Annotated in this window: 25 protein-coding genes; 2 read left to right on the plus strand and 23 right to left on the minus strand. The window is 71.2% G+C overall.

What is annotated here, in order from left to right:
* Positions 1-8 precede the first annotated feature (8 nt).
* The 20 genes from QM638_RS07135 to QM638_RS07230 all read right to left on the minus strand — a co-directional run bounded on the left by QM638_RS07135 (position 9) and on the right by QM638_RS07230 (position 17,156).
* The gene (locus QM638_RS07135; protein WP_415141261.1) at positions 9-713 is read right to left on the minus strand and encodes a hypothetical protein; all 705 of its coding nucleotides are present in this window, start codon (positions 711-713) and stop codon (positions 9-11) included.
* 73 nt (positions 714-786) lie between these two features.
* Positions 787-1,674 carry a PfkB family carbohydrate kinase gene (locus QM638_RS07140; protein WP_415141282.1) on the minus strand — a complete coding sequence of 296 codons (888 nt, stop codon included), beginning with the start codon at positions 1,672-1,674 and terminating at the stop codon, positions 787-789.
* Positions 1,675-1,862: 188 nt separating this feature from the next.
* Positions 1,863-2,459, minus strand: coding sequence for a 50S ribosomal protein L17 (gene rplQ, locus QM638_RS07145; protein WP_415141262.1), 597 nt, complete (start codon positions 2,457-2,459; stop codon positions 1,863-1,865).
* 338 nt (positions 2,460-2,797) lie between these two features.
* Positions 2,798-3,814 (minus strand): DNA-directed RNA polymerase subunit alpha, encoded by a 1,017-nt coding sequence (locus tag QM638_RS07150; protein WP_415141263.1) that lies wholly within the window; start codon positions 3,812-3,814, stop codon positions 2,798-2,800.
* A gap of 137 nt (positions 3,815-3,951) precedes the next feature.
* On the minus strand, positions 3,952-4,560 hold the full coding sequence (gene rpsD / locus QM638_RS07155) for a 30S ribosomal protein S4 (protein ID WP_415141264.1): 609 nt from the start codon (positions 4,558-4,560) through the stop codon (positions 3,952-3,954).
* A 35-nt stretch (positions 4,561-4,595) separates the two neighbouring features.
* Entirely contained in the window at positions 4,596-5,003 is a 408-nt protein-coding gene (rpsK, locus tag QM638_RS07160) for a 30S ribosomal protein S11 (RefSeq protein WP_325573739.1), read from the minus strand.
* Positions 5,004-5,181: 178 nt separating this feature from the next.
* Positions 5,182-5,559: a 30S ribosomal protein S13 gene (gene rpsM, locus QM638_RS07165; RefSeq protein WP_415141265.1), complete on the minus strand. Its 378-nt coding sequence runs from the start codon at positions 5,557-5,559 to the stop codon at positions 5,182-5,184.
* Positions 5,560-5,762: 203 nt separating this feature from the next.
* Positions 5,763-5,876, minus strand: a complete 114-nt coding sequence (rpmJ, locus tag QM638_RS07170) for a 50S ribosomal protein L36 (protein WP_004008316.1) — start codon at positions 5,874-5,876, stop codon at positions 5,763-5,765.
* A gap of 46 nt (positions 5,877-5,922) precedes the next feature.
* Positions 5,923-6,144: a translation initiation factor IF-1 gene (infA, locus tag QM638_RS07175; RefSeq protein WP_011757309.1), complete on the minus strand. Its 222-nt coding sequence runs from the start codon at positions 6,142-6,144 to the stop codon at positions 5,923-5,925.
* A gap of 272 nt (positions 6,145-6,416) precedes the next feature.
* Positions 6,417-6,899: a hypothetical protein gene (locus QM638_RS07180; protein WP_415141266.1), complete on the minus strand. Its 483-nt coding sequence runs from the start codon at positions 6,897-6,899 to the stop codon at positions 6,417-6,419.
* A 10-nt stretch (positions 6,900-6,909) separates the two neighbouring features.
* On the minus strand, positions 6,910-7,839 hold the full coding sequence (locus QM638_RS07185) for a hypothetical protein (protein ID WP_415141267.1): 930 nt from the start codon (positions 7,837-7,839) through the stop codon (positions 6,910-6,912).
* On the minus strand, positions 7,839-8,153 hold the full coding sequence (locus QM638_RS07190; RefSeq protein ID WP_415141268.1) for a hypothetical protein: 315 nt from the start codon (positions 8,151-8,153) through the stop codon (positions 7,839-7,841). Before QM638_RS07190 ends, QM638_RS07185 begins: the two co-directional genes overlap by 1 nt.
* Before the next feature lie 80 nt (positions 8,154-8,233).
* Positions 8,234-9,478 (minus strand): enterochelin esterase domain-containing protein, encoded by a 1,245-nt coding sequence (locus QM638_RS07195; protein ID WP_415141269.1) that lies wholly within the window; start codon positions 9,476-9,478, stop codon positions 8,234-8,236.
* Positions 9,475-10,320 carry an ABC transporter ATP-binding protein gene (locus QM638_RS07200; protein WP_415141270.1) on the minus strand — a complete coding sequence of 282 codons (846 nt, stop codon included), beginning with the start codon at positions 10,318-10,320 and terminating at the stop codon, positions 9,475-9,477. Before QM638_RS07200 ends, QM638_RS07195 begins: the two co-directional genes overlap by 4 nt.
* Positions 10,317-11,468, minus strand: coding sequence for a FecCD family ABC transporter permease (locus tag QM638_RS07205; RefSeq protein ID WP_415141271.1), 1,152 nt, complete (start codon positions 11,466-11,468; stop codon positions 10,317-10,319). Before QM638_RS07205 ends, QM638_RS07200 begins: the two co-directional genes overlap by 4 nt.
* A complete protein-coding gene (locus QM638_RS07210) occupies positions 11,465-12,544 on the minus strand; it encodes a FecCD family ABC transporter permease (RefSeq protein ID WP_415141272.1) in 1,080 nt (359 codons plus the stop codon). Before QM638_RS07210 ends, QM638_RS07205 begins: the two co-directional genes overlap by 4 nt.
* A gap of 17 nt (positions 12,545-12,561) precedes the next feature.
* Positions 12,562-13,419, minus strand: a complete 858-nt coding sequence (locus QM638_RS07215) for a hypothetical protein (RefSeq protein ID WP_415141273.1) — start codon at positions 13,417-13,419, stop codon at positions 12,562-12,564.
* Entirely contained in the window at positions 13,416-15,365 is a 1,950-nt protein-coding gene (locus QM638_RS07220; protein WP_415141274.1) for a hypothetical protein, read from the minus strand. The genes QM638_RS07215 and QM638_RS07220 overlap by 4 nt, the downstream gene beginning before the upstream one ends.
* Positions 15,362-16,348, minus strand: a complete 987-nt coding sequence (locus QM638_RS07225) for an ABC transporter substrate-binding protein (protein ID WP_415141275.1) — start codon at positions 16,346-16,348, stop codon at positions 15,362-15,364. The genes QM638_RS07220 and QM638_RS07225 overlap by 4 nt, the downstream gene beginning before the upstream one ends.
* A gap of 142 nt (positions 16,349-16,490) precedes the next feature.
* Positions 16,491-17,156 (minus strand): FadR/GntR family transcriptional regulator, encoded by a 666-nt coding sequence (locus QM638_RS07230; RefSeq protein WP_415141276.1) that lies wholly within the window; start codon positions 17,154-17,156, stop codon positions 16,491-16,493.
* Positions 17,157-17,548: 392 nt separating this feature from the next.
* Here QM638_RS07230 and QM638_RS07235 point away from each other — a divergent pair, with 392 nt between their 5' ends.
* Together QM638_RS07235 and QM638_RS07240 are read left to right on the plus strand one after the other, a co-directional pair.
* Positions 17,549-18,556, plus strand: a complete 1,008-nt coding sequence (locus QM638_RS07235) for a hypothetical protein (protein ID WP_415141277.1) — start codon at positions 17,549-17,551, stop codon at positions 18,554-18,556.
* Positions 18,557-18,723: 167 nt separating this feature from the next.
* Positions 18,724-21,342: a hypothetical protein gene (locus tag QM638_RS07240; RefSeq protein ID WP_415141278.1), complete on the plus strand. Its 2,619-nt coding sequence runs from the start codon at positions 18,724-18,726 to the stop codon at positions 21,340-21,342.
* An 84-nt stretch (positions 21,343-21,426) separates the two neighbouring features.
* On the opposite strand, the gene QM638_RS07245 is transcribed toward QM638_RS07240, so the two are convergent.
* The 3 genes from QM638_RS07245 to QM638_RS07255 all read right to left on the minus strand — a co-directional run.
* A complete protein-coding gene (locus QM638_RS07245; RefSeq protein WP_415141279.1) occupies positions 21,427-22,482 on the minus strand; it encodes an LLM class flavin-dependent oxidoreductase in 1,056 nt (351 codons plus the stop codon).
* A gap of 101 nt (positions 22,483-22,583) precedes the next feature.
* Positions 22,584-23,180, minus strand: coding sequence for a 4'-phosphopantetheinyl transferase family protein (locus tag QM638_RS07250; RefSeq protein WP_415141280.1), 597 nt, complete (start codon positions 23,178-23,180; stop codon positions 22,584-22,586).
* 7 nt (positions 23,181-23,187) lie between these two features.
* A partial coding sequence (locus QM638_RS07255) for a thioesterase domain-containing protein (protein ID WP_415141281.1) occupies positions 23,188-24,406 on the minus strand: 1,219 nt, incomplete at its 5' end.

Consider the following 24,406-nt stretch of genomic DNA (forward strand, 5'->3'; position numbering starts at 1 on the left):
CGCCGGGCTCAGGCCGTGGACACCGGGGAGGGGATCTTGGCCGAGCGGTATCCGCCACCGTCTCTCGTACGGCGCCACCGGCGCCAGTGCTTGGCCGAGAGGCGGAACGGCAGATGCTCCTGGACGTGCGCGGCCGCCCCCGGCAGCCGGTCGTCGCCGGGGAACGCCAGCCAGAGCGACAGGGAGGACGCGGTCGTGCCGATCGTCGCCCGCACCCCCGAGGCGCCGAGCATCCGCCCGTAGCCGTCCACGCAGAACCGGCCGAACGCGTCCGGAGTGATGTCCTCGTCCGGCGCGCCCGTCGCCGGATCGATCAGGCGTACGTCGGCGGTCACGACGAGCGAGGCGAGCGGGTTCCCGTGCTTCGTCACCGCCCCGGGACCGGCCGCGGCGAGGATCGCGAGGACGTCCGTGACGGCGTCGGCGTCGTCAGCGCGGACGCCCCACTCGGTGTGCGTGCTCGCGCGGGTGCGCGCGCCGCCGAGGCGCTCCGTCGCGGCCGACGCCACTCGCTCGGCGGCCGCGGCCGGGCCACCGGACCACACCTGGAACGCGAGGACGGGGCCTGCCGTCGGGCGGGTGCATGCGTCGAGGAACTCCCGCACCCGGCCCCACGCCGCGTCGGGCCGCTTGGTGCGAAGCGAGTGGGCGCCTCCGGCGGAGGCGGGCAGGCCGTCGTACGTCACGACCTCGGCGGCAGGGGCTTGCGTCACAGGAGCCATCCTCTCAGGATCCGGCGATCCGGTCGCGGCCTGGCGCCTCAGCCCCGCACCTCAGCCCCGCACCTCAGCCCCGCACCGCCGCCTCGAGCTCGGCGGCGTACGGCGGATCGGCACCCTCGCGGGAGACGGCGATCGCCGCCGCGGCGCCGGCACGCTCGAGCACGGCCTCGATCCGCGCCGTCGCGAGCGCGTCGAGGGCGCCCATCCCGTCGTCGAGCAACGCGTCGACCAGCGCCGCACCGAAGGTGTCACCGGCGCCGATGGTGTCCACCACCGCGACCGGACGCGCCGACACGTGCACGCTGCGGGCGCCGTACCAGCTGGCGCCCTCGGCACCCCGGGTGACGACCACGGCAGCGGGTCCCAGCGCCCGCACCCTCGCCGCCGCCTCCGCGGTGCCCAGCCCGGGATAGAGCACCTCCAGGTCCTCGTCGGAGGCCTTGACCAGCGTCGCATGCCGAGCGGTCCGCTCCACCGCCTCGCGCAGAACGGCGCCGACGCCGGTGACCGCCCCGCGAACGTTGACGTCGTAGCTGATCGGCACGGCACTCGAGGCCAGCAGCGCCTCGACCGCCCGCGCCCCCGGCGCCAGCACCGGCCCCCAGGAGCAGACGTGGACGGCGCGCACCCGCGCAAGGGCGTCGGCCGACAGCTCCGGCAGATCCCAGGACACGTCGAACCGATAGCTCGCCGCTCCGCCGACGCCGATGGTCGCGGTGGCGGTCGGGGTACGGTCCAGCACGCGCGGATCGGCCGCGAGCACCACCCCGGAGGCCGCCAGATGTGCATCGAGCAACGCCCCATGGGCATCGGCGCCGTACCCGGTCCAGAACTCCACCGCTCGCCCGAGCCGCGCCAACGCCACCGCCGCGTTGGCGGCACTTCCTCCGGGCAGATCGGTGACCGCGTCACCGGTGCGTACGACGTCGATCAGTGCCTCGCCGACCACCATCACATCCACCCGGGATGTCTACCAGAACCGACGCTCCGGTGCGTGTCCGCCCCGACCGGTCGACAGATGGATCGGGGCGACCCGAGATGTCGGTCGTCTGGTGCAACCGTCGCCCGAAGGCGCATCTCGGGCCGCCCCCAGGCGACTCGACAACCCGAGGCGCTCTCGCGCCGGGGTCGGTGAGTGGGTCACTCCGGCTTGGAGTCACCCTCCTCGGCGGTCTCCTCAGCCTCGGTCTCCTCGACAGCCTCGGTCTCCTCGGCCTGAGGCTCGTCGACGACGTCCTCGGCCACCTCGACCTCAGCCGCCTCGACCTCGGCAGGCTCGGCGACCTCGGCGACCTCGGCGACCTCGGCGACCGGCGCGGCAGCCGCCGGCGTCGACGCCGCGGACCGGGTCTTCGGCTCATATGCCTCGGTGACCAGCTCGATCACGGCCATCGGGGCGTTGTCGCCCTTGCGGGGACCGACCTTGGTGATCCGGGTGTAGCCCCCGGGGCGCTCGGCGAACTGTTCGGCGATCTCGGTGAAGAGCTCGTGCACGACCCCCTTGTCCCGGATGGTCTTGAGCACCTCACGACGGTTGTGCAGGCTCTCCACGGTGCCGAGCGGAGCCTTCTTCGCCTTGGTGATCAGCTTCTCCGCCAGCGGGCGGAGCTGCCGGGCCTTGGCCTCGGTGGTGGTGATCCGACCGTGCTCGAACAACGAGGTCGCGAGGTTGGCGAGGATCAGCTTCTGGTGGGCCGGGCTTCCGCCGAGGCGGGGGCCCTTCTTCGGAGTGGGCATCTGCCGCTTCCTTTCTCTCCGGCCGTGTCAGGTACCGGGGTAGACCCAGCGTCTGCTGGGATTTCTCGTACGTCGGTCACTCACGGTCGCCGCCTCACCGACCCGCGACCCCGCCAATCACGCAGGACCACAGACCACCTCGACGGCGAGCGCGGCAGCGTGGCGCCGCAGGCGACACGCTCGCGCCGTTCAATCCAGCGCCGCAGCGTGGCGCCCAAGGCGACACGCTCGCGCCATCCAACTCAGCGCGGCAGCGTGGCGCCGCAGGCGACACGCTCGCGCCGTTCAACTCAGCGCGGCAGCGTGGCACCCAGGGCGACACGCTCGCGCCATCTAACTCAGTACTGCTCGTCCTCCACGAAGGCGTCGTCGTCATCGTCGCCGTAGGCGGCGAGGGCGGCCGACGGGTCGAAGCCCGGCGCGCTGTCCTTGAGCGAGAGGCCCATCTCGTGCAGCTTGGCCTTGACCTCGTCGATGGACTTGGCACCGAAGTTGCGGATGTCGAGCAGGTCCTGCTCCGAGCGGCTGATGAGCTCACCCACGGTGTGGATGCCCTCGCGCTTGAGGCAGTTGTAGGACCGCACGGTGAGCTGCAGGTCCTCGACCGGCAGGGCGAGGTCGGCGGCGAGCTGCTCATCGACCGGCGACGGGCCGATGTCGATGCCCTCGGCGTCGACGTTGAGCTCACGAGCCAGACCGAACAGCTCGACCAGGGTCTTGCCCGCCGAGGCGAGCGCGTCCCGAGGCCGGATCGACGGCTTGGTCTCGACATCGATGATCAGCTTGTCGAAGTCCGTGCGCTGCTCGACACGGGTGGCCTCGACCTTGTAGCTGACCTTGAGCACCGGCGAGTAGATCGAGTCGACCGGGATGCGGCCGATCTCGTTGTCGGCGCCCTTGTTCTGCACCGCGGAGACGTAGCCACGGCCACGCTCCACGACCAGCTCGAGCTCGAGCTTGCCCTTGTCGGAGAGGGTCGCGATCTTCAGGTCGGGGTTGTGCACCTCGACGCCCGCCGGCGGGGCGATGTCGGCGGCGGTGACGTCACCGGCACCGGACTTGCGCAGGTACATGGTCACCGGCTCGTCGTGCTCGGAGGAGACGACGAGGCTCTTGAGGTTGAGGATGATCTCGGTGACATCCTCCTTGACCCCTTCGATGGTGGAGAACTCGTGCAGCACGCCGTCGAACTTCAGGCTGGTGACCGAGGCACCGGGGATCGACGACAGCAGGGTACGGCGCAGCGAGTTGCCCAGCGTGTAGCCGAAGCCCGGCTCCAGCGGCTCGATGACGAAGCGGGAGCGGAACTCGTCGACTGTCTCTTCCGACAGGGTGGGGCGTTGTGCGATGAGCACTGATCTTGTCCTTTCCGGGCCCGACCGCTATATGAGGGACCCGAACGTCGCAGGGTGTGACGGAAGTGGGTAGCGATTCACTTGTCTGCGATCGGGTTGGCTACCAGTCCGATAGCCGACACGCTCGCGCCATTCAACTAGAGCTTCGAGTAGTACTCGACGATGAGCTGCTCCTGGACCGGGATGTCGATCTGGGCCCGGACCGGGAGCTGGTGGACGAGGATCCGCATCCGGTTCGGAACGGCCTCGAGCCACGCCGGGACGATGCGCTCGCCGTGGGTCTCACGAGCCACGATGAACGGGGTCAGCTCCAGCGACTTCTCCCGCACGTCGATGACGTCGTGCGCGGTGACCTGGTAGGAGGGCACGTTGACCTTCTTGCCGTTGACCAGGAAGTGGCCGTGGACGACGAGCTGGCGGGCGTGCCGGCGGGTGCGGGCGAAGCCCGCGCGGTAGACGACGTTGTCCAGCCGCGTCTCGAGCAGCTGGAGCAGGTTGTCGCCGGTCTTGCCGGGGCGGCGGTGCGCCTCGGCGTAGTAGGAGGCGAACTGCTTCTCCATCACGCCGTAGGTGAAGCGGGCCTTCTGCTTCTCCCGCAGCTGGAGCAGGTACTCGCTCTCCTTGACGCGACCGCGGCCGTGCTGGCCGGGAGGGTAGGGGCGCTTCTCGAATGCGGCGTCGCCGCCGACCAGGTCGACACCGAGACGGCGCGACTTGCGGGTCATGGGGCCGGTGTAACGGGCCATTACTCTTCAGTCTCCTTACTTGTCTCGGGTCGGGATCAAACGCGACGGCGCTTGGGCGGGCGGCAACCGTTGTGCGGCGTGGGGGTCACGTCCTGGATGGTGCCGACCTCGAGGCCGATCGCACCGAGCGAACGGATCGCGGTCTCGCGACCCGAGCCCGGACCCTTGACGAAGACGTCGATCTTCTTCATGCCGTGGTCCATCGCCCGACGGCCGGCTGCCTCGGCCGCCATCTGGGCGGCGAACGGGGTGGACTTGCGCGAGCCCTTGAAGCCGACGGTGCCGGCCGAGGCCCACGAGATCACCGCACCGGTCGGGTCGGTGATGGTCACGATGGTGTTGTTGAACGTGCTCTTGATGTGAGCCTCGCCCTGGGCGACGTTCTTCTTCTCCTTGCGGCGGACCTTGGTCTTCGCCGCAGCCTGACGGCTCTTCGGAGGCATGCATTAACTCCTGTGTTGGCTGGTCTGGATGAGATCGGGGAGCCGGATCGGTGGTCGACTAGCCGCTCATGAGGTACGAGCGAGCGGCTACTCGAGACCTACTCGGCCTCTGGGCGCTTCGCGCCGTGGCCTGCGCTCGCTCGAGACGAGGACGAGCGAACTCGCCTCGTCGCCTGGCTCACTTGGCCTTCTTCTTGCCGGCGACGGTCCGCTTCGGGCCCTTGCGGGTCCGGGCGTTGGTCTTGGTGCGCTGGCCGCGGACCGGGAGGCCCATGCGGTGACGGCGACCCTGGTAGCTGCCGATCTCGATCTTGCGGCGGATGTCGGCCTGGACTTCGCGGCGGAGGTCACCCTCGGTGCGAATGCCTTGGCTCTCGATCGCGTCGCGGAGCTTGACCAGCTCGTCCTCGGTGAGCGCGTGGACGCGCGTGTCCGGGCTGATGCCGGTCGCGGCCAGGAGCTGGGCCGAGGTGGTACGGCCGATGCCGTAGATGTAGGTGAGAGCGATCTCCACACGCTTGTCGCGCGGGAGGTCGACACCTTCGAGGCGTGCCATGGTGTTCCTTCTGGGTTCTCACAGAGGTGTCGGTCGAGACGCATCCCCGGGTGGCTGCCCAGGGCTCCGGCCTCTGCTCCGGAGGTGGTTCAGACGTCGTACGACGCCCTAGCGACTCGATGAGAGGTATTCAGTTGTGGGTCTCGATACGCCCTCGCCGGACGGCTCGGGCCACTCGACCGACCTGAGGTCAGTGGTGCGACCTAACCCTGGCGCTGCTTGTGGCGCGGGTTCTCGCAGATGACCATGACGCGGCCGTGGCGACGAATCACCTTGCACTTGTCACAGATCGGCTTGACGCTGGGGTTGACCTTCATGTCAGCCCTCCTCTATCGGCTAGGTGACGAGAGCCCGCGAGCGGGCTCACTTGTACCGGTAGACGATCCGACCGCGGGTCAGATCGTAGGGAGACAGCTCCACCACCACGCGGTCCTCGGGGAGGATCCGGATGTAGTGCTGGCGCATCTTGCCGCTGATGTGGGCGAGAACCTTGTGTCCGTTGCTCAGTTCGACGCGGAACATCGCATTGGGGAGGGCCTCCACCACGGTGCCCTCGATCTCGATCACGCCTTCTTTCTTCGGCATGTCCTCCACAATCTGTTGGTCGTCTCGTTCACTCGGGTGGCCCGGGAACCTCCGCCGCGCGGACGCGACGGTGGACCTCGCGAAGCCGCCCGTCCGTCTCACCCGGGCGACCACGAGGGTCCCACCAGGCAGCCGCGAGACATGACGGAGCAGACCCACGTTGGGCCGACACACCAGTGTAGGTCGGCGCGGAGACCTTTCCCTAATCGACGGCGGGCCCGCATCCGGGCGGAGCCGGCGCAGATCCAACTCGGATCCGGCTCGGATCCGGCTCAGCGGGTGTCGCGGTGACGACGGCGCAGCTCGGCGTCGAGGTCGCGATCCAGCCGGGCGCTCTCCTCGCCGTGCGCGTCGAGGTCGTCGAGAGCCGCCTGCAGCCGAGCGGTCTGGTGGGCCAGGACGTCCCGGACGACGTAGGTTCCGTCCGGCTCACGCCGCGGGTCCAGCCAGAAGTCGTGCCAGCTCAGCGTGCCCTCGGCGACCCGGCGCGCCAGGGAGCGGTAGCTCAGTGGCGCCCCCGGGGCACCGGTGACCGCCTCGAGCGCGGCCACGACGCCGGGCTCCAGCGGCTCGTGCTCCTCCTCGGCCCGCCACCGCGCCAGCAGATCGCGTACGTCGTCCAGGGCGCGCCGCAGGTCCCGGTCGGCGTCCTCGTGCTGCAGTCGGCGCAGCAGCGCCCCGAAGGACTCCTGCCCGCCGGTGCCACCGGCGCCGCCGGCGTCGAAGCGGTCGAAGCGGTCGAAGCGGTCGGTCATCGACGGACTCTCAGTGCTGGGCGGCGGTGGTGGCGCCGACCCGGCCGACCGTCTCTTGACCGTCGGCCTCCGGATCGCCGTAGACGACCTCGATGTCGTTCACCGTCTGCTGGATCTGGGCGATGCTCACCGGCGGCAGGGTGTCCAGGGAGGCGTTGGCGGCGATGTGTGGCAGCTCGGAGATGAAGGTGACGAACTGCTTGAGTCCGTCGAGATCCGCCTTGACCTGCTCCACCCACCCCTCGACGGTGCTCTTGAGGTCGATCAGCGCCTCGATGCCGTGGATGACATCGGTGATGTCGTCGATGATGTCGGTCACCACGTGCCAGCCGTGGTCGAGGATGTCCCAGGCCAGGGCGAGCCATCCGATCCAGCTGGAGACCCGGCCGAGGATCTTCGAGACCACCCTCGCCAGCTTCCTGCCGAGCGTCACCAGCAGGTCCTCGATCTCGACCGCCAGCTCCTCCGACACCGTCGCCACCCCGTCGAAGGCGGCACTGGCCAGCGAGATCGCCCCGCCGGCCGCCTCGACGACCAGCGCGAAGGCCTCCATCTGCACCGCGAGCGCGGTCGCCGCCTCGCCCCGGAAGGTGCCGAGCGCGAGCTTGGCGCTGACCTGGGTGATGTTGAAGGAGAACTCGCGGGTGCCATGGCTCTCGAACTGGAGGCAGCTGTTCGCGTTGGCCTGGATCCGCTGGTAGTTCCCGGAGAGCGGGAAGACGATCGTCTGCTCCAGATCCGTCCAGGGGATCTTGCCGATCTGCGGTCCGCCGACCTTGTCCAGCAGCCCGTTGAGCTTGTCGATCATGCCGTTGATGGTCTTGACCGTGCTGTTCCAGCCGTGCGCGACCGCCATGAAGTCGCTGTTGTGCTTCAGCCGTGCGGAGCCGTCCTCCCCGGGCGGGATGTCCAGGGCGGGGACGTCGAAGGTGATGCTCATCAGTTCATCCCTCCGCGACGGGTCGGGCCGGGACCGAGCTCGGCGTCCAGCTTCTTGAGGTAGTCGGTGGACTGCTCGGTCGCGGAGAGCAGCGCCAGCCAGCGCTCGTGGAACGTCTCGCCGGCCTGGTCGAAGAGACCGCGGACCTCGCCGAAGAACGCCGCCAGCGGCTGCAGCGCCCCGATCAGGCCGCTGGTGTCGAGGACGTGGTCCTTGGCGTAGCCGGTCAGGTCGTCCATCTGGAGGTCGATGGTGTACATCGCTCCGATCAGGTTCTTGACGCTGCCGAACTCCCAGTCGATGGCATCGGTCATCGCGCAGTCTCCCCCGAGATCGGCCGGCCCGGATGGCCGGCGGCACGCAGGATGTGCCCGCTGCGCCGGGCGGGCAAACCTCAGCGAGACCGTACGGCGTCCCGATCGGTCGCGTCGCCGGCCGGGTCACCGAGCAGGGTGATGAGCCCGTCGGCGACGTCGCCTCGCCACCAGGCGTAGTCGTGGCCGCCGTTGTGGCTGCACGCGTGAACCTCGATGCCCGCCGCGCGCAGCCGCCGCTCCAGATCGGCATGGAGCGGCGCCAGCACCCACTCCTGCCGGCCGTGGGCGAGATGGATGCGCACGGCGCTCCCCGGCACGATCAGGTCGGCGAGGTCGTCCATCCACAGCGAGGCGGACTGGGAGACCACGCCGGTCACCGTCCTCGGATCGCTCAGCCCGGCGCGCAGTGCGGTGAGCCCACCGAGGCTCTGCCCCACCGCCACCACCTCGCGGCCGATGCCGCGCCGCTCCCGGACCCAGCCGACGAGGCTGCCGGTCAGATACCCGGCTCCGGCCGAGCCGCCGAGCTCGGTCCAGCGCGACTCCCGACCGCCGGAGGCGACCAGCACCGCCCGCACCGGCGGGATCGCGCGGTCGGCGATCAGGTTGTCCACGATGGCCGGCAGGGACTGGTGGCTGGTCCACACCTCGCCGTCGAGCGCGACCACCAGGGGCAGCGGATCGGTCGGGTCGGGCCCCGGCGGATCGTAGAGCCAGACCTCGTGTCCCGCCGGCGCGACCTCGCGGTGCAGCGTCCCTCGCGGCACCCCGGCCCGCGGCGCCAGCCACGGTTGAGCGGGAGCGTCCGGCAACGCGACCACCGACTGCACCACCCCGGCGCGGTTGGTGCAGGTGGCGGGGTTGCGGGGATCGCGCCGACCTCGGTCGAGCGCCTGCCGCAGCGCGGCCTGTCCCTCGACGATCCACGGCGCCTGCTCGCCCGGATGCTGGACCAGGAACGAGTACGACGCCCGCCAGTCGGCCGCCATCCGGAACGAGGCGTGCCACAGGTCGCTCTCCCCCAGCCGCTCCAGCAGGGTGGCCTCGAGATTGCGCTCGTCGGTGAGCCGGTTGGCGAAGAGCAGCACCTGCTCGGCATCGCGGTCGCGCCAGCAGAAGGTCACCACCACCTCCCCCGGCGTCTCGGTCTCCTCGACCAGTGGGAGCGTGCGGGCCACACGCTCCCAGAACATCTCCACGTCGCCGGCCGCGAGTGCGTCGAGCAGGGCGCTACGGGTGCGCGGGATCGGGGTGGGCCGTCGGACCTTGGGCGGCCTGAGCACGGGGCTCGTCTGGTCGGAGCTCGTCTGGTCGGGGCTCACCTGGTCGGCTCCTCGACGGCTCCGTGGTCGTGCCGGCCCTCGGCGGGCTCCCCCGGGTCGGCCTGGGTGCCGACCAGTGGCAGCACCAGCGGCGTCCCGGTCAGCGGATCGTCGATCAGCCGGCACGGCAGCTCATAGACCTGTTCGATCAGCTCCTCGGTGACGATCTCCCGAGGCCGGCCGGCCGCCACCACGCGGCCGGCCGCCACCACGATCAGCTGGTCGGCGTACCGGAAGGCCAGGTGGAGGTCGTGCAGCACTGCCACCACCGTGCGGCCCTGCCGGGCGAGCCGGCGGGCGAGCTCGAGCACCTCCAACTGGTGGGCGATGTCGAGGTAGGTGGTGGGCTCGTCGAGCAGCAGCAACGGCGTCTGCTGGGCGAGCGCCATCGCGAGCCACACCCGCTGTCGCTGGCCGCCGGAGAGCTCGTCGGTCGACCGGTCGGCCAGCTCGGCGACATCGGCCGCCGCCATCGCGTCCTGCACCGCCTGCTCGTCGGCTCGGGACCACTGCCGCAGCAGGCTCTGGTGCGGGTAGCGACCCTTGGCGACCAGATCCGCCACGCTCATCCCGTCCGGGGCCTGGGGCGACTGCGGGAGCAGGCCCAGCACCCGGGCCAGCTCCTTGCCGCGGTAGTCGCCGACCGGACGCCCGTCGACCAGGACGGTGCCGCCGGCGGCCGGAACCATCCGGGCCAGCGCGCGCAGCAGCGTGGACTTCCCGCAGGCGTTCGGGCCGACGATCACCGTCATCACCCCATCGGGGATCTCGACGTCGAGCCCGTGCAGCACCTCCCGGCCGGCGTACGCCACCTCGAGCCCGGCGGCCTTCAACCGGCTCATCCCCGTCTCCCTTCCACCAGTCTCCACTCCACCACCAGCAGTCCGATCAGGTAGACGCCGCCGAGCGCACCGGTGACGACGCCGACGGCGAGGTGGGTCGGGGCGACATGCTGACCCAGCAGGTCGCTGCCCATCACCAGGAACGCTCCGGTCGCGGCCGAGCCGGCAAGGCCGGGCACCGGCAGCGCGGAGAGTCGGCGGGAGACCTGCGGGGCCGCCAGCGCGACGAACGCCACCGGTCCGGCGGCGGCGGTGGCGACGCTGACCAGCGCCACCCCCACCAGCACGGCGGCGGTGCGCACCCACTGGGCCCGGATCCCCACGCCGCGCGCGACGTCGTCGCCGAGGGTGAGCAGCTGCAGCGGACGCGCGAGTGCGAGTGCCGCCGCCAGCAGGACCAGCACCGAGACCAGCACCACCGTCGCCCGAGGCCAGAGCACCGTGTCGAAGGAGCCCGCCAGCCACTGCGCGGCGTCCTGGGCGTCGCCGAGGTCGGCGCGCGCGACCAGTAACGTGTTGATGGCGCTCAACGTGGCGCCGACGCCGATGCCGACCAGCACCAGGCGCTGCCCGGTCAGCCCGTGCGGCCGGGTCAGCAGCCATACCACCGCCGCCGTCCCGATCCCACCGAGCGCGGCGCCGAGCGCCACCGCGTTCGTGTCACCGCCGACCACGACGATCTGGACGAGCGCGCCGGTGGCGGCACCGGTGGTGAAGCCGATGATGTCCGGGCTGCCCAACGGATTGCCGGTGACGTTCTGGAAGATGGCCCCCGAGGCACCCAACGCGCTGCCGACGGTGAGCGCGGTGACGATCCGCGGCAGCCGGATCTCGGTGACGAAGTAGGACGCCAGCGGATCTCGACCGCCTCCGCCCAGGGCCGCGACCACCTGGCGAGGCGAGACGTCGTAGTCGCCGAGCATCAGCGCCAGCACCGCGAAGGCGAGAGTGAGCACAGTCGTGCCCAGCAGCACCCAGACGGTACGACGGCGCAGCCGGATCGATCGCCCGCGACCGCGCAGCAGCCAGGTCCGCGGCCGTCGCGGCGCACGCGCGCCGATCGCTCGACCGCTCACGGGGCCGGTCGCCGGGCGGATCCCCGGGCCGGTCACCGGGCCGGTCACCGGGCCGGTCACAGGGCCGGTCACAGGGCCGGCACCTTCCGGCGTCGTACCACCGCGACGAAGACCGGCGCCCCGATGACCGCCGCGACCACGCCGACCTGGATCTCCTGGTGCGGCACGATCCGACGACCCAGGGTGTCGGCCAGCAGCACCCAGGTGGGCCCGAGGATCAGCGACACCGCCGCCACCCAGCGCTGGTCGTGGCCGACGAGGGCGCGAGCGAGCATCGGTACGGCGAGCCCGACGAAGCCGATCGGCCCGACCGCGGCGGTGGCACCGCCGCACAGCAGGGTGACCGACGCCATCGCCAGGCCGCGCGCGGTGGTCAGGCGGACGCCCAGCGCCCGGCCGGTCTCGTCGCCGAGACTGAGCGCGTTCAGTGCCGGTCCGATCGCCAGCGCGATCACCGCTCCGGCGCCGAGGAACGGCAACACCGCCCACAGCACCGACCAGCCGCGACCCTCCAACGACCCCGCCACCCAGTAGCGGAACTCGTTGTACGCCTCCTGGTCGGCCAGGATGACGGTCTGGGTCAGCGCGGCGAGGGCGGCGCTCACCGCCACCCCGGCCAACGCGAGCCGGGCGGGGGTGGCCGTCTGACGACCGGTGCCGGCCAACAGATAGACGCCCACCGCCGCCGCTCCCGCGCCCAGGAACGCGAACCAGAGATAGAACCACAGGCCGCTGGTGCCGGCGATCGCCACCGCCAGCACCACCGCCAGCGAGGCACCCGCGTTGATGCCCAGGATCCCCGGGTCGGCGAGCGGGTTGCGGGTCAGGCTCTGCATCACCGAGCCGGCCAGGGCCAGCGCGGCGCCGACCGCCACCGCCACCGCCGTTCGGGGCAGGCGCTGCTCGCGCAGCACCGTGGAGGCGAAGCTGTCGTCCCCGGACAGCAGCAGGTGCCAGGCCCGGCCGATCGGAATCGGATTGCTGCCCAGCGACAGGCTCAGCGCCACCGCGACCAGCAACAACCCCAGCCCGATCAGCACGACCGCCGTACGACGTGCGGTGCGGGCCACGACCGACGCCTCGGTGCGGGCGGACGGCTCGGCCCGAGGGTCGCCGGGCTCGGCGGACAGCTGGTCGGCCACGGGCATCCGATCACCTCGTCTGATCAGCTGCGGGCACGGCGGGCCCGGAGCGCGAGCCCGAGCGCGATCGCCGCCAGCACCACCACGCCGATCGTGCCGGCGACCGGGAAGTGGCTCGCCGAGTCGTCGGCCGCGGAGGACTCGCTCACGGCGGTCGCGTCGGTCGCGGTGGCGGTCTCACTGGCGGACGCGCCACCGGCACTCGCCGTCGCGGACGCGCCCGCGCTCGAGGTGTCGGCGGAGGACGAGCCGGACGGCGCCGGTGCCTCGAGCACCGAGCCGGCCGCGGCGACGCTCGGCGCGGCCGAGCCGGCGCCGGTCGAGTCGGTCGAATCGGTCACGGTGCTGGTCGCCGAGCTGGACGCGGTGCTGGTCTCCGTGCTGGTCGCCGAGTCGGTGTCGGTCGAGCCGGTGTCGGAGCCCGCGTCGTCGCTCCCCCCGGCGACCGTGGTGAAGTCGCTGTTCCCCCGTGCGGTGTAGCCCTTGGTGCCGCCACCGGCGCCACTGATCGGCTCACTCGCCAAGAACCGCAACCAGTGCTTGCCAGGCTTGAGGTCGGAGGGCAGCACGAACGATCCGCTGACCGACCCACCCGAGCCGATCACCTGCTGATGGACGACGCAGGCTCCGTGCGTGGCGGCGGCGGCACAGAACTTGCCGTCGTCGATCTTCACGTAGACGACCTGTCCGGCCGGGAACCCGGTGACACGGAAGCTGATCGTGTCCCCGGCATGCAGCGTCTTCGGACTCGAGCTGGCCGAGGTGCCGGGGGTGTCGTTGGAGGCTCCGCCGGGCGGGATCGCCGCGGCCGGCATCATCAGCGCGGCGAGGACCGTCGCCGCCGCACCCAGGGCGGCGCCGAGCCGCAAGGCGACCCTCATGCCGCACCTCCCCGACGAGCGCCCAGGCCGACACCCGCGAGCAGCGCCGCGCCGATGCCGAGCATCCAGCCGTCGGTGGAGCCGAACCAACCCGCCGAGGTGGCGGCGGCGAGCTTGGTCGGCGTCTCCTCGATGTCCGGGATGGCGGTGGAGGTCGGCTCCTCCTCGTCCGTCCCGGTGTCGGCATTGGCCCAGCCGATCAGTCGGCCGCTGCTGTCCTGCACGGTCACCCGGTACGCCGCGGCGGGAAGCGCCGCCAGCGAGACCCGGATCTGCCTCTTCGCATCGGCGCTGATCCAGCCCGCCGGGATCGCCTGGGTCTGGTCGTAGACGTAGACGAAGACCGGTGCCGACTGCGCCGCCGGCAGGGTGAGGGTCAGCACGGAGTCCGTGAGCCGCGCGGCGATCCGGTCCGCGAGCAGCAGGTCGGTGAAGCCCTGCACCGGCGGGGCGGGGGTGGTGAGGCCGGTGGACGTCGTCGAGGTGGTCCCGGTCGAGTCGCTGGTCGTCGTGGAGGTGTTCGTGCTGGTGGTGTTCGTACTCGTATCCGTGTCGGTGTCATCGGCGTCGTCGGCGTCATCGGCGTCATCGGCGTCGTCATCGGCGTCGGTGTCATCGCTGTCCGGGAACGGCACCGACGACCAGCCCAGCAGCTCCCCGACCTCGCCCAGCTCGCCGCTCTGCACGACCAGCCGATTGCGTCCCACCGCGGAGCCGTCCCCGGCGGTCGTCGTCAGCCGTCCCCCGGCGCCGAGCCTGAACCACTTCTCACCCCACGGGTAGCGCGGCGAGCCGTCGTCGGCGTACGCCGACAGATATACCCACTCGCCGGCATGGCCGGGCGCCCGCAGGGTGAGCTCGGTGCCGGTGATGTGCGCCGTGACACCGTGCCGGTTGCCGCTCGTCAGCGTGGTCGCGTCGATCGGGTCGGGCATGCCGTTGGGCTGGTAGGTGCCGATGACGAAGGTCGGCGATGCGATCGTTCGCGGGGTCGAGCTGTCGAAGGTGCCGGCCAGCACCCGCAGGGTGTGCCCGCCGGAGGTGAGCGCCGGGGTGGAGGTCTTCGTCGTCCCGTCCGGGATCGGCACCGTGCCGGAGAAGGTGCCGTCGGCCTTCGCGGTGAAGACCGCGAAGACATCCGGTTTGTCGGGGAGCAGCTCCTTGCCGATGCGCTGGTAGGCGCCGTCGTCGATCTTGACCGCGACGATCTGGCCGGTCGTCGTGTTGCGGCAGAAGCCGGCGCCGGAGATCTTCAGCTTCTCGCCGAACGCGGCGGTGGCGGCACCGATGGTGACGCTGGCGCCGTTGCTCACCGAGGTGGTGCTGCTGGCGGTCGCGGTGGTCTGCTGGCACGAGGTGGTGCCGGTGCCCCCATCGTCGTCACCGTCATCGCCATCACCGTCATCGTCGCCGCAGTCGATCGGGGCGGCATCGGTGCCCGAGGTGGTCACGCTGCCGCCGCCGCTCGCGCCGTCGGCCACGGTGAACGTCCCCGACTCGAGCGTGCGGATCGGATCTCCGTCCTTGAGGCTGCCGGTGAGGAGCCGCAGGGTGTGCGTGCCGGCGGAGAACGCCGGCGTGGAGTCGTCCGTGGTGCCGTCGGGGAGCGTGATGGTGGTCGAGAAGCTGCCGTCGGTCGCGGCGTCGACGATCGCCCAGATGGTCTTGTTGCTGCTCACCGAGGTGTCGGTGCGGCTGTACTTCCCGTCGTCGAGCTTGATGCCGATCTCCGAGCCGCCGGCCGTGGAGTTGAGCCAACCGCTGCCGGTGATACGGAGCTTCTCGCCGAGCCCCACCGTCGAGTCGGCGATGGTGAGGCTGTACTCGTTGGCGACACAGGTGTCCGCGTCGTCGGCATGTGCGGCGCCGCCGTGCAGGGCGAGCAGCGCCGGCCCGAGCCCGACCGCCACCGTCGCCAGAGCGGACAGGATCCGCTTGGCCCTCATGTCAGTGCCTCCACGACGGACGCCACGATGCCCTCCATCAGCAACGGCCCCCCGGTCGAGGTCCACAGCGAGCCGTCGACCAGCAGGATCTGGTGGTTCTGGTAGGCGGTCAGATCGGTGAAGCCGGGCACCTTCTCCGCCTGGGCGAGCGCCTTCCTCGCCGCCGCGACCCCGGTGCCTCCGCCGGCGTTGCGGTTCGTCTCCGAGGAGCCTCCGATGGTGCCGAAGAACATGTGATCGGCATCGATGTCGGTGAGGTTCTCGTTCGAGACCGGCTCGCTGTGCCCGCTGCCGTCCCGGTCCTGGCTGGCCGGGCGGGAGAGGCCCAGATCGGTCAACGCCTCTCCGGCGGGGAGCTCCTCGAGGATCAGCGAGGCGCTGCTGCCCTGCCATCGGACGATGGAGAAGGTGTCCTGCCGATAGCGAGTGAGCTTCTTCTTCGCCGCGCTCACCGCGTCGTCGTAGTGCTGCTCCACCTGCTTGCCCTCGGCGGTCATGTTCAGCGCCGCGGCCACGTAGCCGAAGTTGGTGCGCCAGTCACCACCGGCGTACCCGGTGTAGAAGGTCGGCGCGATCTTGCGCAGCACCGTCAGCATGTCGGGGTTGTTGTTGATGCTGGTGCCGTCGGTCAGGATCAGGTCCGGCTTGAGCTTGCCGATCGCCTCGTAGTCGGGCGCCGCCACCTGTCCGACGATCTCGATGCCGGCGGCCTTCTTCCCGAGGTACGACCCGGCACCGCTCTGCCCCCGCCCGGCGCTGGTGCCGACCGGCGTGACCCCGAGCGCGAGCACCGCGTCGAGGGTCGGCTCGCTGAGGGTGACGATCCGGGTGGGATGGGCCGGCACCTCCATCGTGGTGCCCTCGACATCGGTCACCGTCCGGGTCTGACCGGACGAGGCGGAGGCGGTGTCCTCGCTGCCACACCCGGTCAGCGCGTACGGCGCGAGCAGGAGCAGCGCGCCGACGAGCGCGACACGGGTCATCGCACGAGTGAGGGCAGGCAACAGGGGGCGAGCGGGGAATGACATCGGCAGCACAATCAGATCGAGCGAAGAAAGGTAAGGCGAGCCTAACAGTCATCTGATCTTTTGCTCCAGTCGGTCCCCCGCCCGGGACATCGCGGTGCTACTCCTGCGCCAGCACGAAGTCATGGTCCGCGTGCCGGGCCGCGATCGCCGCCGCAGCCGCCGGGTTGCCGGCCGCGATCGCCGCCAGCAGCGCGGCGTGCTCGGCGCGACGATCGGCAGCGGACTCCCCCGACGCCAGCCGACCCCGCCGCACCCCTTCACGCAGCGTGGCCATCAGCACGGCGTACAGCTCCGAGAGCAGCCTGTTGCCGGCGGCCTCCACGATCAGCGCGTGGAACTGGCCGGGCGTACGCCCGCGCTCGACCCCGTCGGGATGCGTGGAGCCCTCGACATCGGCCTGCTGAGCGGCCCCCAACCGGGCCAGCGCCTCCGCGTCGACACGCCGGGCGGCGAGCTCGGCGGCCTGCACCTCCAGTCCGCGGCGGACCGCCAGTACGTCGGCCCAGGAATGTCCGGCGACGAAGTCGGAGAGCACGCCGCGGACGGGATTGAGCGAGCGGACGAAGGTGCCGCGGCCCGGGGCGGGCTCCAGCATCCCGAGGTGCGCGAGACTGCGGACCGCCTCACGGACCGTGCTTCGGCCCACGCCGAGCTCGACGGCCAGCTCGGCCTCGTTGGGGATCCGGCTGTTGATCGGCCAGCGGCCGCTCATGATGTCACCCTGCAGGCGACGCACGGTCTCGCGCGCACGCTCACTGCCCATCGCCGACACAGCAGTGACTCCTTCCGACCCCCGTGTCTTCCAACCCCGTGCCTTCCCGCCTGCGTTCGCTCCGCCATCGGCGGCCGCCGCGCGGTGAGTCTACGAGCCCCGCGGCGCCGAGCGAGCACACCGCGCCACGCCGCACGAGGCCGAGTCGACGCGGCCCTCCCAGGGGCACCCGCCGAGCCGGCGAGCCGGGCACCGCCACCGGAGCGTGACACCACACCGCGACAGTAGATCTGACCAAGGTAAGGTTTGCCTAAGAGACACCCGGGGGCGGGTGCCGTAGCGAGCGGCCGCCGCGCGGCCCCGCGCCGGCACCCCGGCGCGCAGCAGGCGATCGCCTACCCGCGGAGTCTCTGACCTCATCGCTGCGATCAGAAAGCTCCGACATGCCCCTTCGTTCCCGTCTCACCACCGTCGGCGCCGCCGGCGTGCTCGTCCTGGCCGCGGGCGCCACCGCGCTCGGCGCCTCCCCGGCAACCGCCGCGACCTGCGATCCGACCTCGTCGGCGTACACCGTCGCCATCGCGAACACCACCGTGGCGCCCGGCGCGAGGCTGCAGATCTCCGGCACCGGCTGGTGCGCCAGCTCCACCACCGGCTCGAGGATCGGGCTGAAGATCGACGACGGCGCCTACAGCCGCACCGACACCTCGCTGAGCACCAACAAGACCATCTGGGCGATCATCGACGCCGAGGCCGACGGGACGTTCGAGACCGCCATCACGCTCCCCGACGGCACGACCGCGACCTCCGACCCGGCGTTCCCCGACGGGAGTCACACCCTCCGGCTGCTCAGCGGCAGCCTCCAGGACGGCGACGCCATCCGCACGCTGGAGTCCGATGCCTTCACCGTCACCAGCACCGCGGTCATCGCCGGCAAGCCGTCGATCGCCGGCACCGCGAAGGTGGGCAAGAAGCTCACCGCCAAGCCGGGCAGCTGGACCAACGGCACCACGCTCGCCTACCGGTGGAAGCGCAACGGCACCGCCGTCAAGGGTGCGACCAAGGCGACCTACGCGCTGACCGCGGCCGACGCCGGCAAGAGGATCTCGGTCACGGTCACCGGCACCAAGTCCGGGCTCAGCCCGGCACGGGCCACCTCGGCGGCGAAGACCATCGCCAAGGGCACGTTGAGCGGCACCAAGCCCACCATCAAGGGCACCACCAAGGTCGGCAAGAAGCTCGTCGCCAAGCACGGCACCTGGACCACCGGCACCAAGCTGACCTACCAGTGGCTGGCCAACGGCAAGAAGATCAAGGGCGCCACCAAGGCCAAGCTCAAGCTCAAGGCCGCCCAGAAGGGCAAGAAGATCTCGGTCAAGATCACCGGCACCAAGACCGGCTACACCACCCTGGCCAAGACCTCCGCCACGACCGCGAAGGTCACGGGCTGAGCTGTGAGCCCGCACGAGAGGTCACGAGCTGGCGCTGCGTGACGGTCGTCACCACCGAAGATCCGATCCGATTCCTCCTATTCATCAGATCTATATTAGGATTGCCTCACCTTATCTTAAGGTCCGCGGCTCGGCGCGATGTCACCCCTCAATCCAGGAGCACTTCCGTGAGCAGAACCCCCACGCGATCCCGGCGGACCCGGATCGTCCACCTCGGCCTGGCGGCCACCGCGGTGGCCGTCGGCCTCGGCGGCCTCACCGTCGCACCGGCCTCAGCCGCTACCCCGAAGTCCGAGCTCGGAGACGGCGAGGTCCACCTCACCTCGGCGACCGAGACCGCGCTCGGCACCACGCTCTCCTACGCCGGCACCGGCTTCGGCCTCAACGACGGCGCCGGGCAGACCATCAGCGTCAAGATCGACGACGGCGGCTACACCCCGGCGAGCGGCGAGGACGTGGTCGGCACCGCCAACGTCCAGGGCGACGGCACCATCTCCGGCAACGTCACCGTCCCGGACGACCTCACCGCCGACAGCGGCACCGACGACGGCGAGCACTGGCTGCGCTACCTCGGCAGCACTCCGGTCGTCTCCAAGATCAGCGACTACTTCACCGTCTCCGACGACGCCTCGGCCGCTCCGACGGTGACGGCCAGCGCGGTCACCTCCACCGGCCGCAGCTCGGGAGTCACCGTGACGCTCACCGGCTCCGGCTTCACCGCCGGCGACTCGATCGCCGTCACCGACGGCGCGACCGGCGACGCCTACACCTGGACCACCGGCGGCACCGTCGACGACGACGGGAACCTGACCGGCACCATCAAGTTCGCGATCGGCGACTACCCGGCCGGTGAGCACCAGCTGGTCCTCACCGGCAGCGACGCCGACAACCCGGGCGTCGCCCAGGTCACCGTCGACCCGGCCATCTCCTTCACCGGCCTCGCCGTCAGCTCCACCGGGACCGTCACGGTCTCCAACCTGCAGCCGGGCGCGACCTTCGACTCGGTCACCCTCGACCCCGACTCGACCGTGGACGACGACGAGATCGAGATCCTCGACGCCGACTTCACCGCCGACGACACCGGCACCGCCACCGGCAGTGTGACGGTCCCGGCCGGTGAGTACCTCGGCACCAAGACCTTCACCGTGACGCAGTCGCTCCCCTACGGTGCGACCTACACCGCCAGCGCCAAGGTGTCGCCGAGCACCGCCACCTCGGGCGAGTCTGGCTACGCCCGGGTCGCCAGCGCGACGGGTGCGGTGGCGCAGGGCCTCTACCAGTCGGCGTACAGCTCACAGAGCGACGCACTGTTCGCCACCGCGGCGTTCAGCGGCACCAACGGCTGGGACGGCTACCTCTACAAGCTCGACCCCGACACGCTGAAGGTCGAGTCGTCGGTCGAGGCCAGCGAGGTCACCGCCGGCGGCGCCCGCTACGCGCCGTACGGCGTCGGCGTCGACGACACCAACGGGACGGTCTGGGTCACCAACACCCGGCAGAACACCGTCGCGGTCTACTCCCAGGACGACCTGAGCCTGCTCCAGCAGTGGACCGGCACCGACAGCACCGACGCGAACGGCTACGTCAACCATCCTCGTGACGTGGTCGCCGACCCCGCCGACGGCTACGTGTTCGTCAGCTCGGCCAGCGAGGGCTCCAGCGGCGACGGCTACATCTCGGTCTTCGAGTCCGACGACCAGGACGGCGACGGCGTCAAGTACGAGAAGATCGAGGACATCGCCGTCCACGCTCGCACCGAGTTCTCCCCGATGAGCCTGGAGCTCGACGCCGAGGACGGGAAGCTCTTCACGGTCAGCTCGACCACCGCCGCGGCGATGGTGATCGACACCAAGACCCTCGAGGACACCATCATCGATGTCGACGGACTGGTGGTCGACGGCAGTCGCGGTGCCTCCGGCGTCGCCTACGACGCCGACTCCAACCGGCTCTTCATTGCCAGCCAGAACACCGACGAGGTGGTGGTCGCCCAGCTCAACGACGACCTGACCGAGAGCACCACCATCAAGGAGCTCGCCGCCGGCGCGGGGTCCCTCAACGTCGCCTTCGATCCGGTCCACGAGCTCGCCTACGTCGCCAACTTCAGCGGCACGACGATCACCGTCCTCGACACCGACGGCAACCGGGTGGCCAACCTCGGCCTCAGCAAGCCGAACCACCTGGCCGAGGACGGCCAGGGCTCGGTCTACGCGGTGAACAAGGACACCGACAACCAGGTCGTCAAGCTCACCCCGAAGGTCACCTCGGCCAAGCCGACGGTGACCGGCACCGCGAAGGTGGGCAAGAAGCTCACCGCCAAGCCGGGCAGCTGGACCAGCGGCACCACGCTCGCCTACCAGTGGAAGCGCAACGGCACCGCCATCAAGGGTGCGACCAAGGCGACCTACACCGCCGTCGCCGCCGACGCCGGCAAGAAGATCACCGTCACGGTCACCGGTGCCGCCTCCGGCTACGCCTCGGCCTCGGCCACCTCGGCGGCCAAGAAGGTGGCCAAGGGCACGTTGAGCGGCACCAAGCCCAAGGTCAAGGGCAAGGCCAAGGTCGGCAAGAAGCTCGTCGCCAAGCACGGCACCTGGACCACCGGCACCAAGCTGACCTACCAGTGGCTGGCCAACGGAAAGAAGATCAAGGGCGCCACCAAGGCCAAGCTGAAGCTCACCAAGAAGCTGTCCGGTAAGCGGATCTCGGTCAAGGTCACCGGTACCAAGACCGGCTACACCACCCTGGCCAAGACCTCCGCCACGACCGCGAAGGTCAAGAAGAAGTAACTCCTCCCGCAGCGGAGCCGAGTCGGCGCATCTTGTACCGCGAGGTGTGCCGACTCGGCATGGGGGACGCGGCCCCGATCGGCGTCACCGGGCCGACTCGGCGAGCAGCCGGAGGGTGTCCTCGCGGGCCGGCGCGGTGGCGGGGTCGGTGTCGGCGTACGCGCCGCCGACCGGGTTGATCATCACCTCGTCGACACCGTACGTCGCCGCCAGCCCGGCCACCTCGGCGCGTGCCTGCGCCGGGGCGCCGATCACCCAACGCTCCCGCATCGCGTCGAGCAGCGCCCGATGCGCCTCCGGGACCGGGGTGGCCTCGGCCGCCTCGATGGTGTCCTGGGCCGCCAGCGGTTGACCGGTCCGCAGCCGGAGCATGGTGAGCAGCTGCGGCAGCGCCCGTCGGTCCGCCTCCTCGGCCGTCTCGGCCACACTGGCGTTGAGGGTGAGGAAGGTGCGCGGCTCGGCGAGGGTCGGCGACGGGACGAACTCGCTGCGGTAGAGCTCCAGCGCCTCGGCCGTGCCGTTGCCGGAGAAGTGGTGGGCGAAGACGTAGGGCAGACCCTTGCTCGCGGCCAGCCGAGCCGAGTAGTCCGAGGAGCCGAGGAGCCAGATCTCGGGCACGCTGCCGGCCGCGGGAGTGGCGCGCAGCTCGTGGGTGCGGCCACCCACCCGGATCCCGACGCCGGCGGTGTCCATCATGGCGATCACGTTGCCGACGTAGTCGGCGAAGTGGGTGACGCCGTCGTCGTCGACGCCCCCGGCGCCGTGCCGCAACGCCCAGCTGGTGACCGGGTCGGTGCCGGGGGCGCGGCCGATGCCGAGGTCGATCCTTCCCGGGAACGCCGCCTCCAGCAGGGCGAACTGCTCCGCCACCACCAACGGCGCGTGGTTGGGCAGCATCACTCCCCCGCTGCCGACCCGGATCCGATCGGTGGCGCCGGCGACCAGGCTGATCAGCACCGGCGGGTTGGTCGAGCCGACCGCCGGCATGTTGTGGTGCTCGGCCAGCCAGTAGCGCCGGTAGCCCAGCGCATCGGCGACCCGTGCCAGCGACAGTGTCGCCGCGACCGCTCCGGCGCTGCTCTGACCGGTCCGCACCGGGACCAGGTCGAGAACGGACAGGGCAGGCGTCGTCGCGGTCACGATGCCATCAACCGGATGGGCCCTCCTGTTGTTCCGCCGGGAAGAAGGTCATCGACCCGCCGGGCGGGACCGGGCATCGTTCCTGGTGTGGTCGAGCAGCGTCAGGCCTCGATCGGGCGCACCACCCAGGCGCCCATCGCGGCCGCGCCGACCCAGTCGTGCACATCGCCCACCCCGGCGCCCGGCTCGAGCACCTCGAGCGCACCGACCTCGCCCAGGTGACCCACGCCCGCCTTGATCAGCGCCTCCTTGCGCACCCACAGTCCGGTGAAGGCACGAGCCGGATCCGGCTGGCGCTCGACCCAGCTCGTCTCGCGCGGGGTGAGCACGCCGGCCGGAGGCGCACCGGCGCGGACCAGCTCGACGTCGATGCCGCACGGCGTCGGGGCCGCGATCGCGGCGACATGGCCCCGGGTGTGACTCAGGCTGACTCGCACGCCCCCCTCGACGTACGGCGCCCCGTGGTCGACGTCGCCGCAGGACGCACAACGCTGGCCGAATCCCACCTCGCCGGGCGGTGTGCCCACCAGCGCCGCCGCGCACTCGCGCACCAGGGTGTGCGCCGCCAGGTACGCCGCGCGGTCCGCGACCCGGACCAGCCGTCGGTGGCGCGCCAGCTCCGGCGCGGTCAGCCACTCGGGACGCGGCCGCACGTCGGCGACCGGCCTGATCGCCCACTCGACGAGACCCGTGTTCACCGGGCCATCATCTCCTGACGCCGGCGGCCACCCTCGACTCGGCGATCAGCCCCGCCAGCATCTCCCCGACCAGGTCGACCACCGGTCGGCGTACCAGCTCGCCATGACCGGCAGCCAGCTCGACCCGGTGCACCTCGCCGGTCACATAGGGCCGCCAACCGTCTGCGTCCAGCCAGGTCTCCGCTCGCGGCGCCGTGGCGACCAGCACCGTCAGATCACCCGGCAGGACCGTATGGCTGGACAGGCGGACGATCCGGGCCGCCTCGACCACCGAGGCCAGACAGCCGGAGAGGACCAGCTCGGGGAGCTGGCCGATGGCGCTTCCGCTCTCCCGCAGCAGGTGGACCGCGGTGGCCCGGTCGAGCGTCCCTTCGGGCGGTTCGACTCCCCCCAGGCGCAGGATCCCGACCAGCGCCTCGGCCTCGGTCGGCTCCGCCAGGTGCTGCCACTGGTCGGAGGGGTAGGCGTCCAACAGCGCCACCGCACCGACCTCCTGCCCGTCGCGCCGGGCCAGTGCGGCGACCTCATGCGCGGCCATCCCGCCCAGCGACCAGCCCGCGACGTGGAATCCGCCCTCGCCGACCACGCTCCGGATCGCGCCCAGCTGCCGCCGGGCGAGGGCGGCCAGGTCGGCGACCGGTTCGGGTCGGCCGGCGGCCAACCCCGGTGCCTGGACCGCATGCACCGGCTGCTCGGGCGGCAGCCGGCGCAGCAGCCCGGCATAGCACCAGCCCAGGCCGCCGGCCGGTGGCAACAGGAAGAGGGGATCCCGATCCGCCTCGCCCCGGCGCAGGGTGAGGATCTCCTCGATCTCCGCGGTCCCACCACCATCGGCGAGCAGCCCCGCCAGCTGGGCGGCCTGTGGGTGGGCGAAGACATCGGCCAGGGAGAGCCTGACCGCGAACTCGTCCTCGATCGCCGCCAGCAGGCGCAGGACGGCGAGCGAGTCGCCGCCGGCGTCGAAGAAGTCGGTGTCCTCCTCGACGCGGGCCACTGCGAGCACGTCGCCGATCAGCGCACACAGGCGCTGGGCGAGCAGGGTGCGGGGAGTCCGGTCGCCGCGATCGACGGTGGGCGGAGCGACCTCGGCCAACCGGCGACGATCGGTCTTGCCACTGGTCCCGAGCGGGATCTGCTCGGTCGCCACCAGGTGATGCGGCAGCCAGGCCGCCGGCAGCCGGTCGGCGGCGTGAGCGCGCAGCGCGGCCGCGGCCTCGGCGGCCGAG

This window comes from Nocardioides sp. (genome assembly GCF_047606145.1).
Classification (GTDB): domain Bacteria; phylum Actinomycetota; class Actinomycetes; order Propionibacteriales; family Nocardioidaceae; genus Nocardioides.